Consider the following 14,342-nt stretch of genomic DNA (forward strand, 5'->3'; position numbering starts at 1 on the left):
AAGAGGCCCGAAGGTCCCCCTCTTTGGTCTTGCGACGTTATGCGGTATTAGCTACCGTTTCCAGTAGTTATCCCCCTCCATCAGGCAGTTTCCCAGACATTACTCACCCGTCCGCCGCTCGTCACCCGAGAGCAAGCTCTCTGTGCTACCGCCCGACTTGCATGTGTTAGGCCTGCCGCCAGCGTTCAATCTGAGCCATGATCAAACTCTTCAATTTAAGTTTGATGCTCGTGAATTAAACTTCGTAATGAATTACGCATGTTCACTCAGAGACTTGGTATTCATTTTTCGTCTTGCGACGTTAAGAATCCATGTCACTTTGAGTGCCCACACAGATTGTCTGATAAATTGTTAAAGAGCAGTGCAACGCGGCTTTCGCTCACCGTTGCGAGGTGGCGTATAATACGCTTTCCTCTTTCAGAGTCAACCCGTTATTTCAGGATTTTTTTCTCTTCAACCGAACCGGCTGTTTGTGTGAAGTGATTCACATCCGCCGTGTCGATGGAGGCGCATTATAGGGGGCCGCCGAGGAATGACAAGCGGAAAAATGCATTTTTATTTCAATCGCTCACCTTTTCGCCAAAAAGGCTATTTTTGGTGCTTTTTAATCTCTTTTGGCAGATCGGCCAGACTATTAATCACCCAATCCGCTGCATTTTCTGCTTCTGGCGTCACTGGCTTACCGGTGCGAACTAATATTTTGGTTCCTACACCCGCAGCGGCGGCTGCCTGCATATCTTCCAGCTTGTCGCCCACCATATAAGAAGCCGCCATATCAATGTGCAGGAACTCCTGCGCAGAGATGAACATTCCCGGGTGCGGCTTACGGCAGTCACAGGTCTGACGATACTCTTCTACGCTTCCCTGCGGGTGATGCGGGCAATAGTAGATGCCGTCGAGATCTACGCCGCGGTCGGCCAGCGACCAGTCCATCCATTCCGTCAGCGTCTCGAACTGCGCTTCGGTGAACTTTCCGCGTGCAATACCGGACTGGTTCGTCACCACCACCAGCGCATACCCCATCTCTTTCAGCTGGCGCATGGCATCTATTACGCCCTCGATAAACTCGAACTCATCAATCTCATGGACATAACCGTGATCAACATTAATAGTGCCGTCACGATCGAGAAAAATTGCGGGTACTGATTTTGCCACCGGTTTGCTCCTGAAAAAGGCATGTTCGACTAGTATCTCATGAATCGCAGCGCAATAAAGTGCTCATCGTACAGAGTTGGATTGATTTAGACGTCTGGATGCCTTAACATCCGTTTTGTTTACGGTCATTACCCGTATCTGGCAGAAGAAAATGCCACGGCTAACTTACATACGATAAAAATAATCTAATGATTAAACTTTCCAATATCACCAAAGTGTTCCAGCAGGGGAACCGAACGATTCAGGCGCTGAACAACGTCAGCCTGCATGTTCCTGCTGGTCAAATTTATGGCGTCATTGGCGCATCGGGTGCAGGCAAAAGCACGCTGATCCGTTGTGTTAACCTGCTTGAGCGCCCAACCCAGGGCTGCGTAGAAGTTGGCGGCCAGGAACTTACCGCCCTTTCAGAGAAAGAACTGACCAAAGCGCGTCGTCAAATTGGCATGATCTTCCAGCACTTTAACCTGCTGGCCTCCCGCACCGTGTTCGGCAACGTTGCCCTGCCGCTGGAGCTGGACAACACGCCGAAAGAGGAAGTGAAGCGTCGCGTGACCGAGCTGCTCGACCTCGTGGGTCTGGGCGACAAACATGACAGCTATCCGGCCAACCTGTCCGGCGGGCAAAAACAGCGTGTGGCCATTGCCCGCGCGCTGGCAAGTAATCCTAAGGTACTGCTGTGTGATGAGGCCACCAGCGCGCTGGACCCGGCCACCACGCGTTCTATTCTGGAACTGCTGAAGGACATTAATCGTCGTCTGGGCCTGACGATCCTCCTTATTACGCACGAGATGGACGTGGTGAAACGCATCTGCGACTGCGTGGCGGTCATCAGCAACGGTGAGCTGATCGAGCAGGACACGGTAAGTGAAGTGTTCTCGCATCCGAAGACGCCGCTGGCGCAACAGTTCATCCAGTCCACGCTGCATCTGGATATTCCGGAAGATTATCTGGCGCGTTTGAAAAGCGAACCTGCGGCAGACAGCGTCCCGATGCTGCGCATGGAGTTCACCGGCCAGTCCGTTGATGCCCCCCTGCTTTCCGAAACCGCGCGTCGCTTTAACGTGAACAACAATATTATCAGCGCGCAGATGGATTACGCCGGTGGCGTGAAGTTCGGCATCATGCTGACGGAAATGCACGGTACACAAGAAGAAACCCAGGCAGCTATTGCCTGGCTGCAAGAACACCACGTAAAAGTAGAGGTACTGGGTTATGTCTGAGCCGATGATGTGGCTACTGGTTCGCGGCGTTTGGGAAACGCTGGCAATGACCTTTGTCTCTGGCTTCTTTGGTTTTGTGATTGGCCTGCCGGTCGGCGTACTGCTGTACGTGACGCGTCCGGGTCAAATCATTGAGAACGCGAAGCTGTACCGTACGCTCTCTGCGCTGGTGAACATCTTCCGTTCTATCCCGTTCATTATTCTGCTGGTGTGGATGATTCCGTTTACCCGCGTGATCGTCGGAACGTCTATCGGTCTGCAGGCGGCCATCGTTCCGCTCACCGTGGGCGCAGCACCGTTTATCGCCCGCATGGTGGAAAACGCCCTGCTGGAGATCCCAACCGGCCTGATCGAAGCTTCCCGCGCGATGGGCGCAACGCCGATGCAGATCGTCCGTAAGGTTCTTCTGCCGGAAGCACTGCCAGGCCTGGTGAATGCGGCAACCATTACGCTCATTACCCTGGTCGGTTATTCCGCAATGGGCGGTGCCGTTGGCGCTGGCGGTTTAGGCCAGATTGGTTATCAGTACGGCTATATTGGATATAACGCTACCGTGATGAATACCGTTCTGGTATTGCTGGTTGTTCTGGTTTACTTAATCCAGTTCTCTGGCGATCGCATCGTCCGGACCGTTACGCACAAATAACGTTACACACAACACAAACTCTACGAGTTAAGGATAAAACATGGCGTTTAAATTAAAGACCTTCGCAGCAGTAGGCGCGCTGATCGGCTCTCTGGCACTGGTGGGTTGCGGTCAGGACGAAAAGGATCCAAACCACATTAAAGTGGGCGTTATCGTGGGTGCAGAACAGCAGGTTGCGGAAGTTGCCCAGAAAGTGGCAAAAGAGAAGTATGGCCTGGACGTGGAGCTGGTGACCTTCAACGATTACGTTCTGCCGAACGAAGCGCTGAGCAAAGGCGATATCGACGCGAACGCCTTCCAGCATAAGCCATACCTGGACCAGCAGATCAAAGATCGTGGCTATAAGCTGGTGGGCGTGGGTAACACCTTCGTTTATCCAATTGCTGGTTACTCTAAGAAAATTAAATCTCTGGACGAACTGCAGCCGGGCTCTCAGGTTGCGGTGCCTAACGACCCAACCAACCTCGGTCGTTCCCTGCTGCTGCTGCAGAAAGTGGGCCTGATCAAACTGAAAGACGGTGTTGGCCTGCTGCCAACCGTTCTGGACGTCACCGAGAACCCGAAAAATCTGAAAATTGTTGAGCTGGAAGCGCCGCAGCTGCCACGTTCCCTGGACGATGCGCAGATTGCCCTGGCCGTCATCAACACCACTTATGCCAGCCAGATTGGCCTGACGCCAGCCAAAGACGGTATCTTCGTTGAAGATAAAGACTCCCCGTACGTTAACCTGATCGTGACTCGCGAAGACAACAAAGACGCGGAAAACGTGAAGAAATTCGTTCAGGCCTACCAGTCGGATGAAGTTTACCAGGAAGCCAACAAAGTGTTTAACGGCGGCGCTGTTAAAGGCTGGTAATCTCACCTCAGTGTAATATCATCAGGACGGGCTTATGCCCGTCTTGTCATTTGTGCAGTCAACTGATTCAATACCTGACGTTTTGATTATCCATTGAGGAAATATTATGCGTGCTTTACCGATCTGTCTTTTAGCACTCATGCTGAGCGGCTGTTCTATGCTAAGCAGATCTCCCGTTGAACCTGTTCAAAGCACGGCAACCCCGCCAAAGACCGAGCCTGCGAAGCCGAAAGTGGTTCGCCCTGCGCCGGTTCGCATTATTACGAAAGCGGACGAACTCGTCGGTAAACCGTTCCGTGAGCTGGGCGAAGTAAGCGGCGAATCCTGTCAGGCGACCAATCAGGACTCGCCACCGAATGTCCCGACAGCGCGTAAACGCATGCAGATTAACGCGGCCAAAATGAAAGCCAACGCGGTTATGCTGCACAGCTGTGAAGTCACCAGCGGCACGCCGGGCTGCTACCGTCAGGCGGTTTGCATCGGTTCTGCGCTAAACATTACGGCGAAATGAGTGCATTTCAGTTCGAGCAGATAGGCGTTATCCGCTCTCCTTATAAAGAGAAGTTCGCCGTACCCCGCCAGCCCGGCCTGGTCACCAGCGGAGGCGGCGAGCTTCACCTGGTTGCGCCTTACAATCAGGCCGATGCGGTACGCGGGCTTGAGGCGTTCAGCCATCTATGGGTGGTGTTCGTGTTTCATCAGACGATGGAAGGTGGCTGGCGTCCTACCGTGCGCCCTCCTCGTCTGGGCGGCAATGCGAGAATGGGCGTGTTTGCGACGCGCTCAACCTTCCGTCCAAACCCGGTAGGCATGTCGCTGGTTGAACTGAAAGGCATACGCTGCCAGAAAGAGCAGGTGATACTAGAGTTAGGCAGTCTGGACCTGGTCGACGGCACGCCGGTTATCGACATCAAACCCTATTTGCCCTTCGCCGAAGCGCTTCCGCACGCGCGTGCCAGCTATGCTCAGGACGCACCGCAGGCGGACATGCCTGTTTATTTTACGTCTGAGATAACCGCGCAGCTTGGCCAGCTGGAGAAACGCTATCCTCGCTTACGGGACTTCATCACCGAGGTTCTGGCACAGGACCCGCGTCCGGCCTACCGTAAAGAAGAGGAAGCAGGAAAAACATACGCCGTCTGGCTGCTGGATTTTAACGTTCGCTGGCGCGTTACCGGGGCAGGTTTTGAAGTGTTTGCCCTTGAACCCAGGTAATTTTGTTCTCCTCTCTTTTGGCATCTTTGCCACACTGGTAAACTAAACCACTTTTTTTGTGTCAGGCTGGCGTTTCAGCCTGTTCCAATCGTCGAAATGGAACCGTAACAACATGCGTACTAGCCAATATCTGCTCTCCACTCTGAAGGAGACGCCTGCCGACGCCGAAGTGATCAGCCATCAGCTGATGCTGCGCGCCGGGATGATCCGCAAGCTGGCCTCCGGGTTATATACCTGGCTGCCGACCGGCGTTCGCGTCCTGAAAAAAGTCGAAAACATCGTGCGTGAAGAGATGAACAACGCCGGTGCTATCGAGGTGTCTATGCCTGTGGTTCAGCCCGCTGACCTGTGGCAGGAGAGCGGCCGTTGGGAGCAATATGGCCCAGAGCTGCTGCGTTTCGTCGATCGCGGCGAGCGTCCGTTCGTTCTCGGCCCAACGCATGAAGAAGTCATTACCGACCTGATTCGTAATGAGCTGAGCTCTTACAAACAGCTGCCGCTGAACTTCTTCCAGATCCAGACCAAGTTCCGTGACGAAGTTCGCCCACGTTTCGGCGTCATGCGCTCTCGCGAATTCCTGATGAAAGACGCCTACTCTTTCCATACCTCTCAGGAATCCCTGCAAGAGACTTACGACGCCATGTACGCAGCCTACAGCAAAATCTTCTCCCGCATGGGTCTGGATTTCCGCGCCGTGCAGGCTGATACCGGCTCCATCGGCGGTAGCGCATCTCATGAGTTCCAGGTTCTGGCGCAGAGCGGTGAAGACGATGTGATCTTCTCTGACTCTTCCGATTACGCGGCAAACATCGAATTTGCAGAAGCGCTGGCACCAAAAGAACCACGTGCTGCGGCAACGCAGGAGATGACGCTGGTTGATACGCCAAACGCGAAAACCATCTCCGAGCTGGTTGAGCAGTTCAACCTGCCGATCGAAAAAACCGTTAAGACCCTGCTGGTGAAATCCACCGAAGGGAGCGCTTACCCGCTGGTTGCCCTGCTGGTGCGTGGCGATCACGAGCTGAACGAAGTAAAAGCCGAGAAGCTGCCGCAGGTCGCCAGCCCGCTGACGTTCGCCACGGAAGCGGAAATCCGCGCCGTGGTCAATGCGGGTCCAGGTTCACTGGGCCCAGTCAATCTGCCGGTGCCGGTTGTTATTGACCGTACGGTAGCCGCGATGAGCGACTTCTCCGCCGGTGCGAACATCGACGGTAAACACTACTTCGGCATCAACTGGGATCGCGACGTGGCGACGCCGGAAGTGGCTGACATCCGTAACGTAGTCGCAGGCGATCCAAGCCCGGACGGTCAGGGTACCCTGATGATTAAGCGCGGTATCGAAGTGGGCCACATCTTCCAGCTGGGCGATAAATACTCGCGTGCGCTGAACGCCGCCGTTCAGGGTGAAGATGGTCGTAACCAGATCCTGACCATGGGCTGCTACGGTATCGGGGTGACGCGCGTGGTGGCTGCCGCCATTGAGCAGAACTACGACGAGCGCGGTATCGTCTGGCCGGACAACATCGCGCCGTTCCAGGTCGCTATTCTGCCAATGAACATGCACAAGTCTTACCGCGTGCAGGAGCTGGCCGAGAAGCTGTATGCCGAGCTGCGCGCTCAGGGTATCGAAGTGCTGATGGATGACCGTAAAGAGCGTCCAGGCGTGATGTTTGCCGATATGGAACTGATCGGTATTCCGCACACCGTCGTCATCGGCGACCGCAACCTCGACAGCGATGAGATTGAATACAAATACCGTCGCAGCGGCGAAAAACAGATGATCAAGACCGGCGACATTCTTGATTACCTGGTGAAAGCCATCAAAGGCTAAACAAAAAACCCCGCTCAGGCGGGGTTTTTTAATGGCTCAACGTCAGCTTATTTGCTGTTGCAGTCTTTACCTGCAATAAACTTCGCGTCTTTATCCGCCACCAGCGTTTTCACCATCTCCCCGCTGTCCGGGTTTGGCTCCAGCGTAAAGTGACCGTCAACCGTCAGCAGTACCGGCTTGCTGTCATTACCGCGTGCCACCGCGTAATCACGTTCAAGCTGCGCATTGTTTGCCACGCTGACCTTCCTGCCGGTGGCGCAGTCGGTAAAGATCGCCGCATCCGCCATATAGAAGTACATCCCCCGCATTGCCATCGGCGTAGCAGGCAGAGCCGCTTTTACCGGCGCCAGCGTGTAGTTGAACTGGGATTCAATCGGATTGCCTTCGCGATCGAGCATCTCCATCCCCTCGCCCTTAGCGCGGAAATACGTTTTATCGCCCGTGGTATCCGTCAATACCAGCTTCTCGGCGGTACGCGCCCAAGTGCCATACGTCGCAAAAGAAGACGGCTCTTTAGCGCCCTGATAGCGCTGATTCATCACCCAGGTGCCATCTTTTTGCAAGAACAGAGACGTTTCAATACCTTCGCAGTCTGCGCAAGGCAATACGCCGCGCCAGCTTTGCTGCATCGGTTTTAACTCTTCCGTTTGCGTGGGTTGCAAAACCTGCGTTTCGGAACGGTTGTTACACCCGAAAAGCGCAAACAGCGTACTCACTGCCAGCGCTGATAATAATGCTTTTTTCACAATGAATTCCTTATGAAAAGTGTGTTCCCTTTCGTCACTCAGTCGGGCGACGAACTTTACCGCGTAGTGCTTTCACTGTGGATTTTTGGGCCTTAGAAGACAACCGACGCTCTTTCGATGCGCGGGTTGGCCGCGTTGCCCGGCGGCTTTTTTGTACTGCCGTTAATTCTTTGATAACCGCCACCAGCCTAGCTATCGCCGCTTCCCGATTAAGCTCCTGGCTACGGTACTCCTGGGCTTTGATCACAATCACGCCATCGCTGGTAATAAGGTGATGGCTGGCAGCAAGCAGGCTTTCTTTATAATACTCTGGCAGGCTTGATGCCCGAATGTCAAAACGCAAATGGATAGCCGTCGACGCCTTGTTAACGTGCTGCCCACCGGCCCCCTGCGCACGGATGGCGGAGATCTCCAGCTCGTTGTCAGGAATGCTGACGTTTCGGGACAAGTCAATCATGGCGCCGGTTGCCACGCCGTTAAATGAATTTCCAGATTATTCTGAGAATCAGAGAGCCAGATGGCACCGTCCTGAATCGTCGCCTGCAGCACCATGGTCCGGCTGGCAAACTCGCTCAGCTGCGCCAGCTGCTCATCGTCCAGGTACCAGACCGTGAGATTTTTATACTGTCCGCACTTGCTCTTGTTTTGCTGCCACCAGATCTCCGCAGCGCGCTGATTATACGCGAATAACGCCACTTCAGCGGACTGGGTACAGGCCTTCTTAACTCTGCGCTCGTCCGGCAGTCCAAGTTCGATCCACAAATCGATACCCAGATGATCGTTGCGCAGCCAGGCTTCAGGCTCGTCTTCGGCGCTTAACCCACGGGTAAACTGCAGACGCTCGTCGGCATACTTAATCCACGCCAGCAGGCGCAGCATCATGCGCTCCTGGGTTTCGGAGGGGTGGCGTGCCAGCGTAAGCGACGCGTCGAGGAACCGGTTGCGATCCAGATCGGCCACATTGACCACTGCTTTATAAATAGTCGCTTTCAGCGCCATGAGAGAACTCCATTCGAATCAGGGGCACATTGTAGCGAAAACCGCGGCAAAAGGCTGTTACAGGGTGATAAATACACCGCTATCAAGGCGCTGATATTGCTTAAATGAGTATGGTATAGTCACCTTGCTAAACCGAGTTTATCTTCGTAGGCTTAATGATATCTCACAGTAAGTCAGTGCGCTGGCGGGAGGGGATGTGAATAATTATTGTGAGTTAATTCGCAAACGGTATGCGGAAATCGCCAGCGGAGATCTGGGGTATGTCCCGGACGCGTTGGGCTGTGTATTGAAAGTGCTTAATGAAGTGGCCTCTGATGAGAGCCTTTCAGAGTCGGTCAGGGAAAAAGCAGCGTATGCTGCAGCGAATTTACTGGTGAGCGATTATGTCGATGAATGATACTTATCAACCCATCAATTGTGATGACTATGACAACCTCGAACTCGCCTGCCAGCATCATTTATTACTGACGCTGGAGCTAAAAGATGGCGAAGTGTTGAAGGCGAAAGCCAGCGACCTGGTTTCACGAAAGAATGTGGAATACCTGATAGTGGAAGACGCCGGTGAGACGCGCGAGCTGCGTCTGGACAAAATAGCCAGCTTCAGCCACCCGCAAATCGGCACCGTCGTGGTGAGCGAATCCTGATGACACTAACGGGCAGCCTGGCTGCCCGTTACGCTTTTTGCCACTCAAAGCGGACTCCCTCTTCCGACCATCCCTCTTCCGTGATGAAGACCCCCGCAGCAGCAATCAACGTTTCACCGTAGAACAGCAGCGGCGTTGTGTCGCGCAGCCACGGCGGCACGCTGTACTCCTGCCAGATTTTCTTCAGCTTCCGCCCTCCGTTACGCCCGACGATATGCAGCATACCGCCCGCCTTAAAGCGTACGGAGACCGGTTCACCGGGCTTCGGCAGCCGCACATGACCAGACGGTATAAGAGAGACGTGCCCTGCCTCGCAGGGTAAGACCAGCGGTGCGTCAGGAGAAAGCCAGTCGAGCACCGCATCGGTCAGCGAGGGCATGGATTTTATCCACCAGAGTTCCCCCTTATAGCGTCTCACCTCAAAACCGTTCAGGTGGACGCACGGGGAAGCATCCTCCCGCGCCAGCGCAACCTCGTCCCAGAGTCGGCTCAGCATCGCCCGCGACGGCATCACGGCATGATGAGAAGCCAGCCAGCGCCGTATCAATGCAGCGCGACGCACCGGGCTCATCGCTGTCAGCGGTGCAATCGCCAGCGCTCCGTCTTTAGAAATTAGTTCAGCCAGCTCGTCACTTAACAGCTCGTCCAGCAGCGATTCCTGTTCGGCGCACAGCATGGCGCTTCGTGCCGTCGCGTCGGCGAAATGCGGCCAGCGCTCGCTCAATAGCGGGAGGACGCGCAGACGCAGAAAGTTACGGTCATAGCCGTCATCCTGGTTGCTCTCATCTTCGATCCAGCTCAGCTGATGTTCCCGCGCCCAGGCTTCCAGTGAGGCACGCGTCTCGCCAAGCAGCGGACGCAGCAACGTTGTGCCGGCAAATTCAGAACGCGCCGGCATGGCAGACAGCCCCGCAGGCCCGCTGCCCCGCTTAAGCGCCAGCAGAAAGGTTTCACACTGGTCATCCAGATGCTGGGCCGTCACCAGCGCCTCGCCGGGACGTAATGCGTTGCTAAAAGCGGTATAGCGGGCTTTGCGCGCCTGCGCCTCAATGCCCAGCCCTTCTTCCGCAACGGTGACGCGCTCAACGAGGAGCGGGATATCCCAGGCCGCACACAAGGCTTCGCAGTGCGCCACCCACGCCTCTGCGTGAGGGCTTAATCCGTGATGAATATGCATCGCCCGAAGCTGGACGTCAGGCTCCCGATCGCGCCAGCGCTTAAGACGATGGAGCAGAACGGTGGAATCCAGGCCACCGCTAAACCCCACCAGCAGCTGGCGGTACGGTGAAACGGCGTGTGCGATAGCGGGTAAAGTCATAGGAAATTACACATAAAAAATGCCCGAACTGAGCGGGCATTATCACACAGGAAGAAGATTACTGCTGATAAAGCTCCAGCGGCAGGCCGTCCGGGTCGGTGAAAAAGGTAAAGCGCTTGTCGGTAAACGGATCGACGCGGATCGCTTCACACGTCACGCCGTGCGCGTCGAGATGTTTGACTGCGCTATCCAGGTCATCGACGCTGAAGGCAAGATGGCGCAGGCCACAGGCTTCCGGGCGGGACGGGCGCGCAGGCGGAAAAGGAAAAGAGAACAGTTCAATCACATATTGCCCGTTCAGGGCCAGATCGCCCTTCCAGGAGTCACGCTCCTCGCGGTAGGCCTCGCTCAACAGCGTAAAGCCCAGAATGTCGCAGTAGAAGGCCTTACTTTTCGCGTAATCGGTGGCAATAATCGCAATATGATGAACAGCTTTTAAACCCAGCATAGCTTCTCCTTTTTATGATGCCTGAACGTTACAACCGAAAACCCGCACCTGGCAAGCGGCCCCCCTTATTTTAGGACTCGCACCCAGTAAACGCCGTTCTCGTCGCGCTTCGTACCGTGGATATCCGTCTCAAAACCGGGATAGTGGCGCCCCACCGAACAGAGCATCAGCAGGAAATCGAGCACGGCGCGACTCTCTTCGGTAATCATCTCTCCCGGCATCAGGAGCGGAACGCCCGGTGGGTAAGGCAGGATCATGTTAGCCGATACGCGCCCGACCAGGTTTTCCAGCTCGACGGTTTCGACCTCCCCTTTCACCTGGCGCTGCCATGCCTTGTGCGGAGTCAACTTCATCTCCGGCAACACATCAAACGCCTGAAGCATCAGGCGCGGCAGATCGTGCTGACGGATCAGCCTGTGGATCCCCTGGGCCAGATCCTGAATGCGCATGTTGCGATAGAAGTCAGGATCCTCCGCGTAGAGATCCGGCAGCATGTTCTTCACGCGCAGGTTGAGATCGTAGGCGCGCTTAAACTCCATCAGCCCGCGCAGCAGCCCCATCGCCCGGGTCTTATCAATACCAATACTGAACAGGAACAGCAGGTTATAGGGACCGGTTTTCTCCACCACTACGCCACGCTCGTCAAGGAATTTCGCGACCAGCGCGGCCGGAATCCCCTCGTCGCTCATCTTGCCCTGCTCGTTCATGCCCGGCGTCAGGATCGTCACTTTTACCGGATCGAGGAACATGTGTTCGCTATCGGCATCCCGGAAGCCGTGCCACTCTTCGCCGGGCGAGACGGGCCAGCACTCCGCCTCATCAATCTCTTCCGGCTGCCAGATATCAAAGAACCAGCCGTCGGCTTCCTCTTTCAGCCGCTGAACCTCTTTGCGGAAATGCAGCGCGCGCTCCACGGAACGGTTGATGAGACGTTTACCCGGATTGCCGCGCAGCATCGCCGCGGCCGTTTCGATAGACGCCACCAGCGGATAGCTCGGTGAGGTGGTGGTGTGCATCATAAACGCTTCGTTGAACGTGTCTTCGTCGTACTCGCCTTTGATATGGATAAGCGAAGCCTGGGAAAACGCGGCCAGCATTTTGTGCGTCGACTGCGTTTCGAAGAAGACTTTACCCGGCACGCGTTCACCGCTCATGCCGCTTTTACCCGCATAGATCGGGTGGAAGTTGGTGTACGGCACCCATGCGGAATCGAAGTGGATCGACGGCACGTCCAGCGTCTTTTTGATCCAGTCCGTGTTGTACAGCAGACCATCGTAAGTTGAGTTGGTGATCACCGCATGGACGGGCCAGCTCGCGCCGGTAATTGCCGCGACCTTACCTTCAATGGCGTCATGGGTGAACTCCCGGCGCGGAATGCCGCCAAGAATACCGAGCGCGTTACGCGTGGGCGACAGCCAGAGCGGTACGACGTCGCTCATCATCAGCAAATGGGCCAGCGACTTATGGCAGTTTCGGTCAATCAGCAGCGTGCTGCCCGCAGGCGCGGCGTACATGCCGACGATTTTGTTCGAGGTGGAGGTGCCGTTGGTCACCATATAGCTCTGCTCGGCGCCAAAGGTGCGGGCGATATACTCTTCGGCTTCCAGATGCGGGCCGGTGTGATCCAGCAGAGAGCCCAATTCGGTGACTGAAATCGACACGTCCGCCTTCAGCGTGTTGCCACCAAAGAAATCATAGAACAGGCAGCCCACCGGGCTTTTTTGATAGGCCGTTCCCGCCATATGGCCCGGCGTACAGAAGGTATATTTCCCCTCTTTCACGTAGGTGAAGAGCGCCCGGGTAAACGGCGGCGTAATGTTATCGAGATATTCATTCGTGTACTGCTGAATGCGGGTCGCAATGTCTTCCGCCACGCCGAGCGAATACTCAAAGAACCACAGCGCCATACGCATATCGTTGGCGCTTACGTCCATGGTGGAGTGGGTGTTAATAAAGGCATACAGCGGGAGGTATTCGTTCAGCTTGTTGATATCGCTGCACAGTTCGAGATCATATTCGTCCCAGTCGAAGATCACGCCGCAGATGCGCGGGTTATGCTCGATGAACTTCAGCAGGTCGGCGCTGTTGTGCGGCCAGATTAGCTGATATCCGCGCGACTGCAGGGCTTGCTCCAGCTCCTTAATCGGCTCATCTTTATAAAAGACGCCGTGTGGCCCCATAATGGCAATGATATTCATGGGCTTCCTCCTTAAAAAACATTAGCTAAGCATAGTCCGGCTAAACCGCAGGTATAAAAAAAGCCGCAACATTGTGCGGCTTTTCAGATAATTGTGAAGCTTACGCGTAACCGTAGGTCATCAGGCGCTGGTAGCGGCGGTTGAGCAGATCTTCTTTGCTCAGCACGTCCAGGTCTGCCAGGTCAGCCAGCAGCTGCGCTTTCAGAGACGCCGCCATCACTTCCGGCTTACGATGCGCACCACCCAGCGGTTCCGGGATAATGGAATCGATCAGCTTAAGCTCCTTCAGGCGTGGCGCAATGATGCCCATCGCTTCTGCAGCCAGCGGCGCTTTATCGGCGCTTTTCCACAGAATGGACGCGCAGCCTTCCGGGGAGATAACGGAATAGGTGCTGTACTGCAGCATATTCACTTTATCGCCCACGCCAATCGCCAGCGCGCCGCCGGAGCCACCTTCACCGATAACGGTACAGATGACCGGCACCTTCAGACGAGACATCTCGCGCAGGTTGCGCGCGATGGCTTCAGACTGACCGCGCTCTTCCGCGCCCACGCCAGGGTAGGCACCCGGGGTGTCGATGAAGGTGATGATTGGCATGTTGAAACGCTCAGCCATCTCCATCAGACGCAGGGCCTTACGGTAGCCTTCTGGTGCTGGCATACCGAAGTTACGACGGATTTTTTCTTTGGTTTCACGACCTTTCTGATGACCAATGATCATCACCGGGCGTCCGTCCAGACGCGCGATACCGCCAATGATGGCTTTATCGTCAGCATATGCGCGATCGCCGGCCAGTTCGTCAAATTCGTCAAACGCCAGGCGGACATAATCCAGGGTGTACGGACGCTGCGGATGGCGAGCCAGCTGGGCCACCTGCCATGCGCCGAGATCGGCAAAGATTTTGCGCGTCAGCTCTACGCTTTTCTCGCGCAGACGATGCACTTCTTCGTCGATGTTAATATCCAGTTTTTCATCCTGACGGCTTACCGCTGTCAGAGAATCGATTTTCGCTTCCAGCTCAGCAATCGGCTGTTCGAAATCAAGGAAATTCAGACTCATAGTATT

Annotated in this window: 16 protein-coding genes and 1 rRNA gene; 8 read left to right on the top strand and 9 right to left on the bottom strand. The window is 55.2% G+C overall.

Translation table 11 applies throughout. From position 1 onward, the window contains the following. Window positions 1–217: ribosomal RNA gene (locus ACJBF3_RS15660) — 16S ribosomal RNA — on the bottom strand; the annotation flags it as partial. 371 nt (window positions 218–588) lie between these two features. Beyond that, window positions 589–1,155: a D-glycero-beta-D-manno-heptose 1,7-bisphosphate 7-phosphatase gene (gene gmhB, locus ACJBF3_RS15665; RefSeq protein ID WP_045327837.1), complete on the bottom strand. Its 567-nt coding sequence runs from the start codon at window positions 1,153–1,155 to the stop codon at window positions 589–591. A gap of 188 nt (window positions 1,156–1,343) precedes the next feature. Here gmhB and metN point away from each other — a divergent pair, with 188 nt between their 5' ends. The 6 genes from metN to proS all read left to right on the top strand — a co-directional run bounded on the left by metN (window position 1,344) and on the right by proS (window position 6,923). Next, complete coding sequence (gene metN / locus ACJBF3_RS15670; RefSeq protein WP_045327836.1) at window positions 1,344–2,375, top strand: methionine ABC transporter ATP-binding protein MetN; 1,032 nt, start codon at window positions 1,344–1,346, stop codon at window positions 2,373–2,375. Beyond that, window positions 2,368–3,021, top strand: a complete 654-nt coding sequence (locus ACJBF3_RS15675; RefSeq protein ID WP_014168730.1) for a methionine ABC transporter permease MetI — start codon at window positions 2,368–2,370, stop codon at window positions 3,019–3,021. The genes metN and ACJBF3_RS15675 overlap by 8 nt, the downstream gene beginning before the upstream one ends. A gap of 40 nt (window positions 3,022–3,061) precedes the next feature. Next, window positions 3,062–3,877 carry a methionine ABC transporter substrate-binding lipoprotein MetQ gene (metQ, locus tag ACJBF3_RS15680; RefSeq protein WP_014168729.1) on the top strand — a complete coding sequence of 272 codons (816 nt, stop codon included), beginning with the start codon at window positions 3,062–3,064 and terminating at the stop codon, window positions 3,875–3,877. Window positions 3,878–3,983: 106 nt separating this feature from the next. Next, the gene (rcsF, locus tag ACJBF3_RS15685; RefSeq protein WP_045327835.1) at window positions 3,984–4,388 is read left to right on the top strand and encodes an Rcs stress response system protein RcsF; all 405 of its coding nucleotides are present in this window, start codon (window positions 3,984–3,986) and stop codon (window positions 4,386–4,388) included. Continuing rightward, window positions 4,385–5,092, top strand: a complete 708-nt coding sequence (tsaA, locus tag ACJBF3_RS15690; RefSeq protein WP_045327834.1) for a tRNA (N6-threonylcarbamoyladenosine(37)-N6)-methyltransferase TrmO — start codon at window positions 4,385–4,387, stop codon at window positions 5,090–5,092. Before rcsF ends, tsaA begins: the two co-directional genes overlap by 4 nt. A 112-nt stretch (window positions 5,093–5,204) precedes the next feature. After that, window positions 5,205–6,923, top strand: coding sequence for a proline--tRNA ligase (gene proS, locus ACJBF3_RS15695; protein WP_045327833.1), 1,719 nt, complete (start codon window positions 5,205–5,207; stop codon window positions 6,921–6,923). Between the two features lie 47 nt (window positions 6,924–6,970). Here proS and nlpE read toward each other — a convergent pair whose 3' ends face one another. Genes nlpE through ACJBF3_RS15710 form a run of 3 tightly spaced genes read right to left on the bottom strand, consistent with a single transcriptional unit; the run spans window position 6,971 to window position 8,668 of the window. Continuing rightward, window positions 6,971–7,669, bottom strand: coding sequence for an envelope stress response activation lipoprotein NlpE (nlpE, locus tag ACJBF3_RS15700; RefSeq protein WP_032644146.1), 699 nt, complete (start codon window positions 7,667–7,669; stop codon window positions 6,971–6,973). 34 nt (window positions 7,670–7,703) lie between these two features. After that, on the bottom strand, window positions 7,704–8,126 hold the full coding sequence (arfB, locus tag ACJBF3_RS15705; RefSeq protein ID WP_045327832.1) for an alternative ribosome rescue aminoacyl-tRNA hydrolase ArfB: 423 nt from the start codon (window positions 8,124–8,126) through the stop codon (window positions 7,704–7,706). Continuing rightward, complete coding sequence (locus ACJBF3_RS15710) at window positions 8,123–8,668, bottom strand: YaeQ family protein (protein WP_045327831.1); 546 nt, start codon at window positions 8,666–8,668, stop codon at window positions 8,123–8,125. Before ACJBF3_RS15710 ends, arfB begins: the two co-directional genes overlap by 4 nt. Window positions 8,669–8,864: 196 nt before the next feature. On the opposite strand from ACJBF3_RS15710, the gene ACJBF3_RS15715 reads away from it, so the two are divergent. Together ACJBF3_RS15715 and rof are read left to right on the top strand one after the other, a co-directional pair. After that, window positions 8,865–9,065 carry a YaeP family protein gene (locus ACJBF3_RS15715; protein WP_008501889.1) on the top strand — a complete coding sequence of 67 codons (201 nt, stop codon included), beginning with the start codon at window positions 8,865–8,867 and terminating at the stop codon, window positions 9,063–9,065. After that, window positions 9,052–9,312, top strand: coding sequence for a Rho-binding antiterminator (gene rof / locus ACJBF3_RS15720; protein WP_045327830.1), 261 nt, complete (start codon window positions 9,052–9,054; stop codon window positions 9,310–9,312). The genes ACJBF3_RS15715 and rof overlap by 14 nt, the downstream gene beginning before the upstream one ends. 28 nt (window positions 9,313–9,340) lie before the next feature. On the opposite strand, the gene tilS is transcribed toward rof, so the two are convergent. The 4 genes from tilS to accA form a co-directional block, all read right to left on the bottom strand. Continuing rightward, window positions 9,341–10,630 (bottom strand): tRNA lysidine(34) synthetase TilS, encoded by a 1,290-nt coding sequence (tilS, locus tag ACJBF3_RS15725; RefSeq protein WP_045327829.1) that lies wholly within the window; start codon window positions 10,628–10,630, stop codon window positions 9,341–9,343. A 58-nt stretch (window positions 10,631–10,688) separates the two neighbouring features. Continuing rightward, a complete protein-coding gene (locus ACJBF3_RS15730) occupies window positions 10,689–11,078 on the bottom strand; it encodes a VOC family protein (RefSeq protein ID WP_045327828.1) in 390 nt (129 codons plus the stop codon). A gap of 65 nt (window positions 11,079–11,143) precedes the next feature. After that, window positions 11,144–13,276, bottom strand: a complete 2,133-nt coding sequence (locus ACJBF3_RS15735) for a lysine decarboxylase LdcC (protein ID WP_045327827.1) — start codon at window positions 13,274–13,276, stop codon at window positions 11,144–11,146. A gap of 100 nt (window positions 13,277–13,376) precedes the next feature. Next, window positions 13,377–14,336, bottom strand: coding sequence for an acetyl-CoA carboxylase carboxyl transferase subunit alpha (gene accA, locus ACJBF3_RS15740; RefSeq protein ID WP_045327826.1), 960 nt, complete (start codon window positions 14,334–14,336; stop codon window positions 13,377–13,379). Between the last annotated feature and the right edge of the window lie 6 nt (window positions 14,337–14,342).

Source organism: Enterobacter sp. PP-008-ECC_S150 (assembly GCF_045257065.1).
GTDB classification, from domain to species: domain Bacteria; phylum Pseudomonadota; class Gammaproteobacteria; order Enterobacterales; family Enterobacteriaceae; genus Enterobacter; species Enterobacter chengduensis.

Coding starts and splice junctions, on each gene's coding strand:
- metN (WP_045327836.1), top strand. CDS start 1,344: ATGATTAAACTTTCCAATATCACCAAAGTGTTCCAGCAGGGGAACCGA.
- ACJBF3_RS15675 (WP_014168730.1), top strand. CDS start 2,368: ATGTCTGAGCCGATGATGTGGCTACTGGTTCGCGGCGTTTGGGAAACG.
- metQ (WP_014168729.1), top strand. CDS start 3,062: ATGGCGTTTAAATTAAAGACCTTCGCAGCAGTAGGCGCGCTGATCGGC.
- rcsF (WP_045327835.1), top strand. CDS start 3,984: ATGCGTGCTTTACCGATCTGTCTTTTAGCACTCATGCTGAGCGGCTGT.
- tsaA (WP_045327834.1), top strand. CDS start 4,385: ATGAGTGCATTTCAGTTCGAGCAGATAGGCGTTATCCGCTCTCCTTAT.
- proS (WP_045327833.1), top strand. CDS start 5,205: ATGCGTACTAGCCAATATCTGCTCTCCACTCTGAAGGAGACGCCTGCC.
- arfB (WP_045327832.1), bottom strand. CDS start 8,126: ATGATTGACTTGTCCCGAAACGTCAGCATTCCTGACAACGAGCTGGAG.
- ACJBF3_RS15710 (WP_045327831.1), bottom strand. CDS start 8,668: ATGGCGCTGAAAGCGACTATTTATAAAGCAGTGGTCAATGTGGCCGAT.
- rof (WP_045327830.1), top strand. CDS start 9,052: ATGTCGATGAATGATACTTATCAACCCATCAATTGTGATGACTATGAC.
- tilS (WP_045327829.1), bottom strand. CDS start 10,630: ATGACTTTACCCGCTATCGCACACGCCGTTTCACCGTACCGCCAGCTG.
- ACJBF3_RS15730 (WP_045327828.1), bottom strand. CDS start 11,078: ATGCTGGGTTTAAAAGCTGTTCATCATATTGCGATTATTGCCACCGAT.
- ACJBF3_RS15735 (WP_045327827.1), bottom strand. CDS start 13,276: ATGAATATCATTGCCATTATGGGGCCACACGGCGTCTTTTATAAAGAT.
- accA (WP_045327826.1), bottom strand. CDS start 14,336: ATGAGTCTGAATTTCCTTGATTTCGAACAGCCGATTGCTGAGCTGGAA.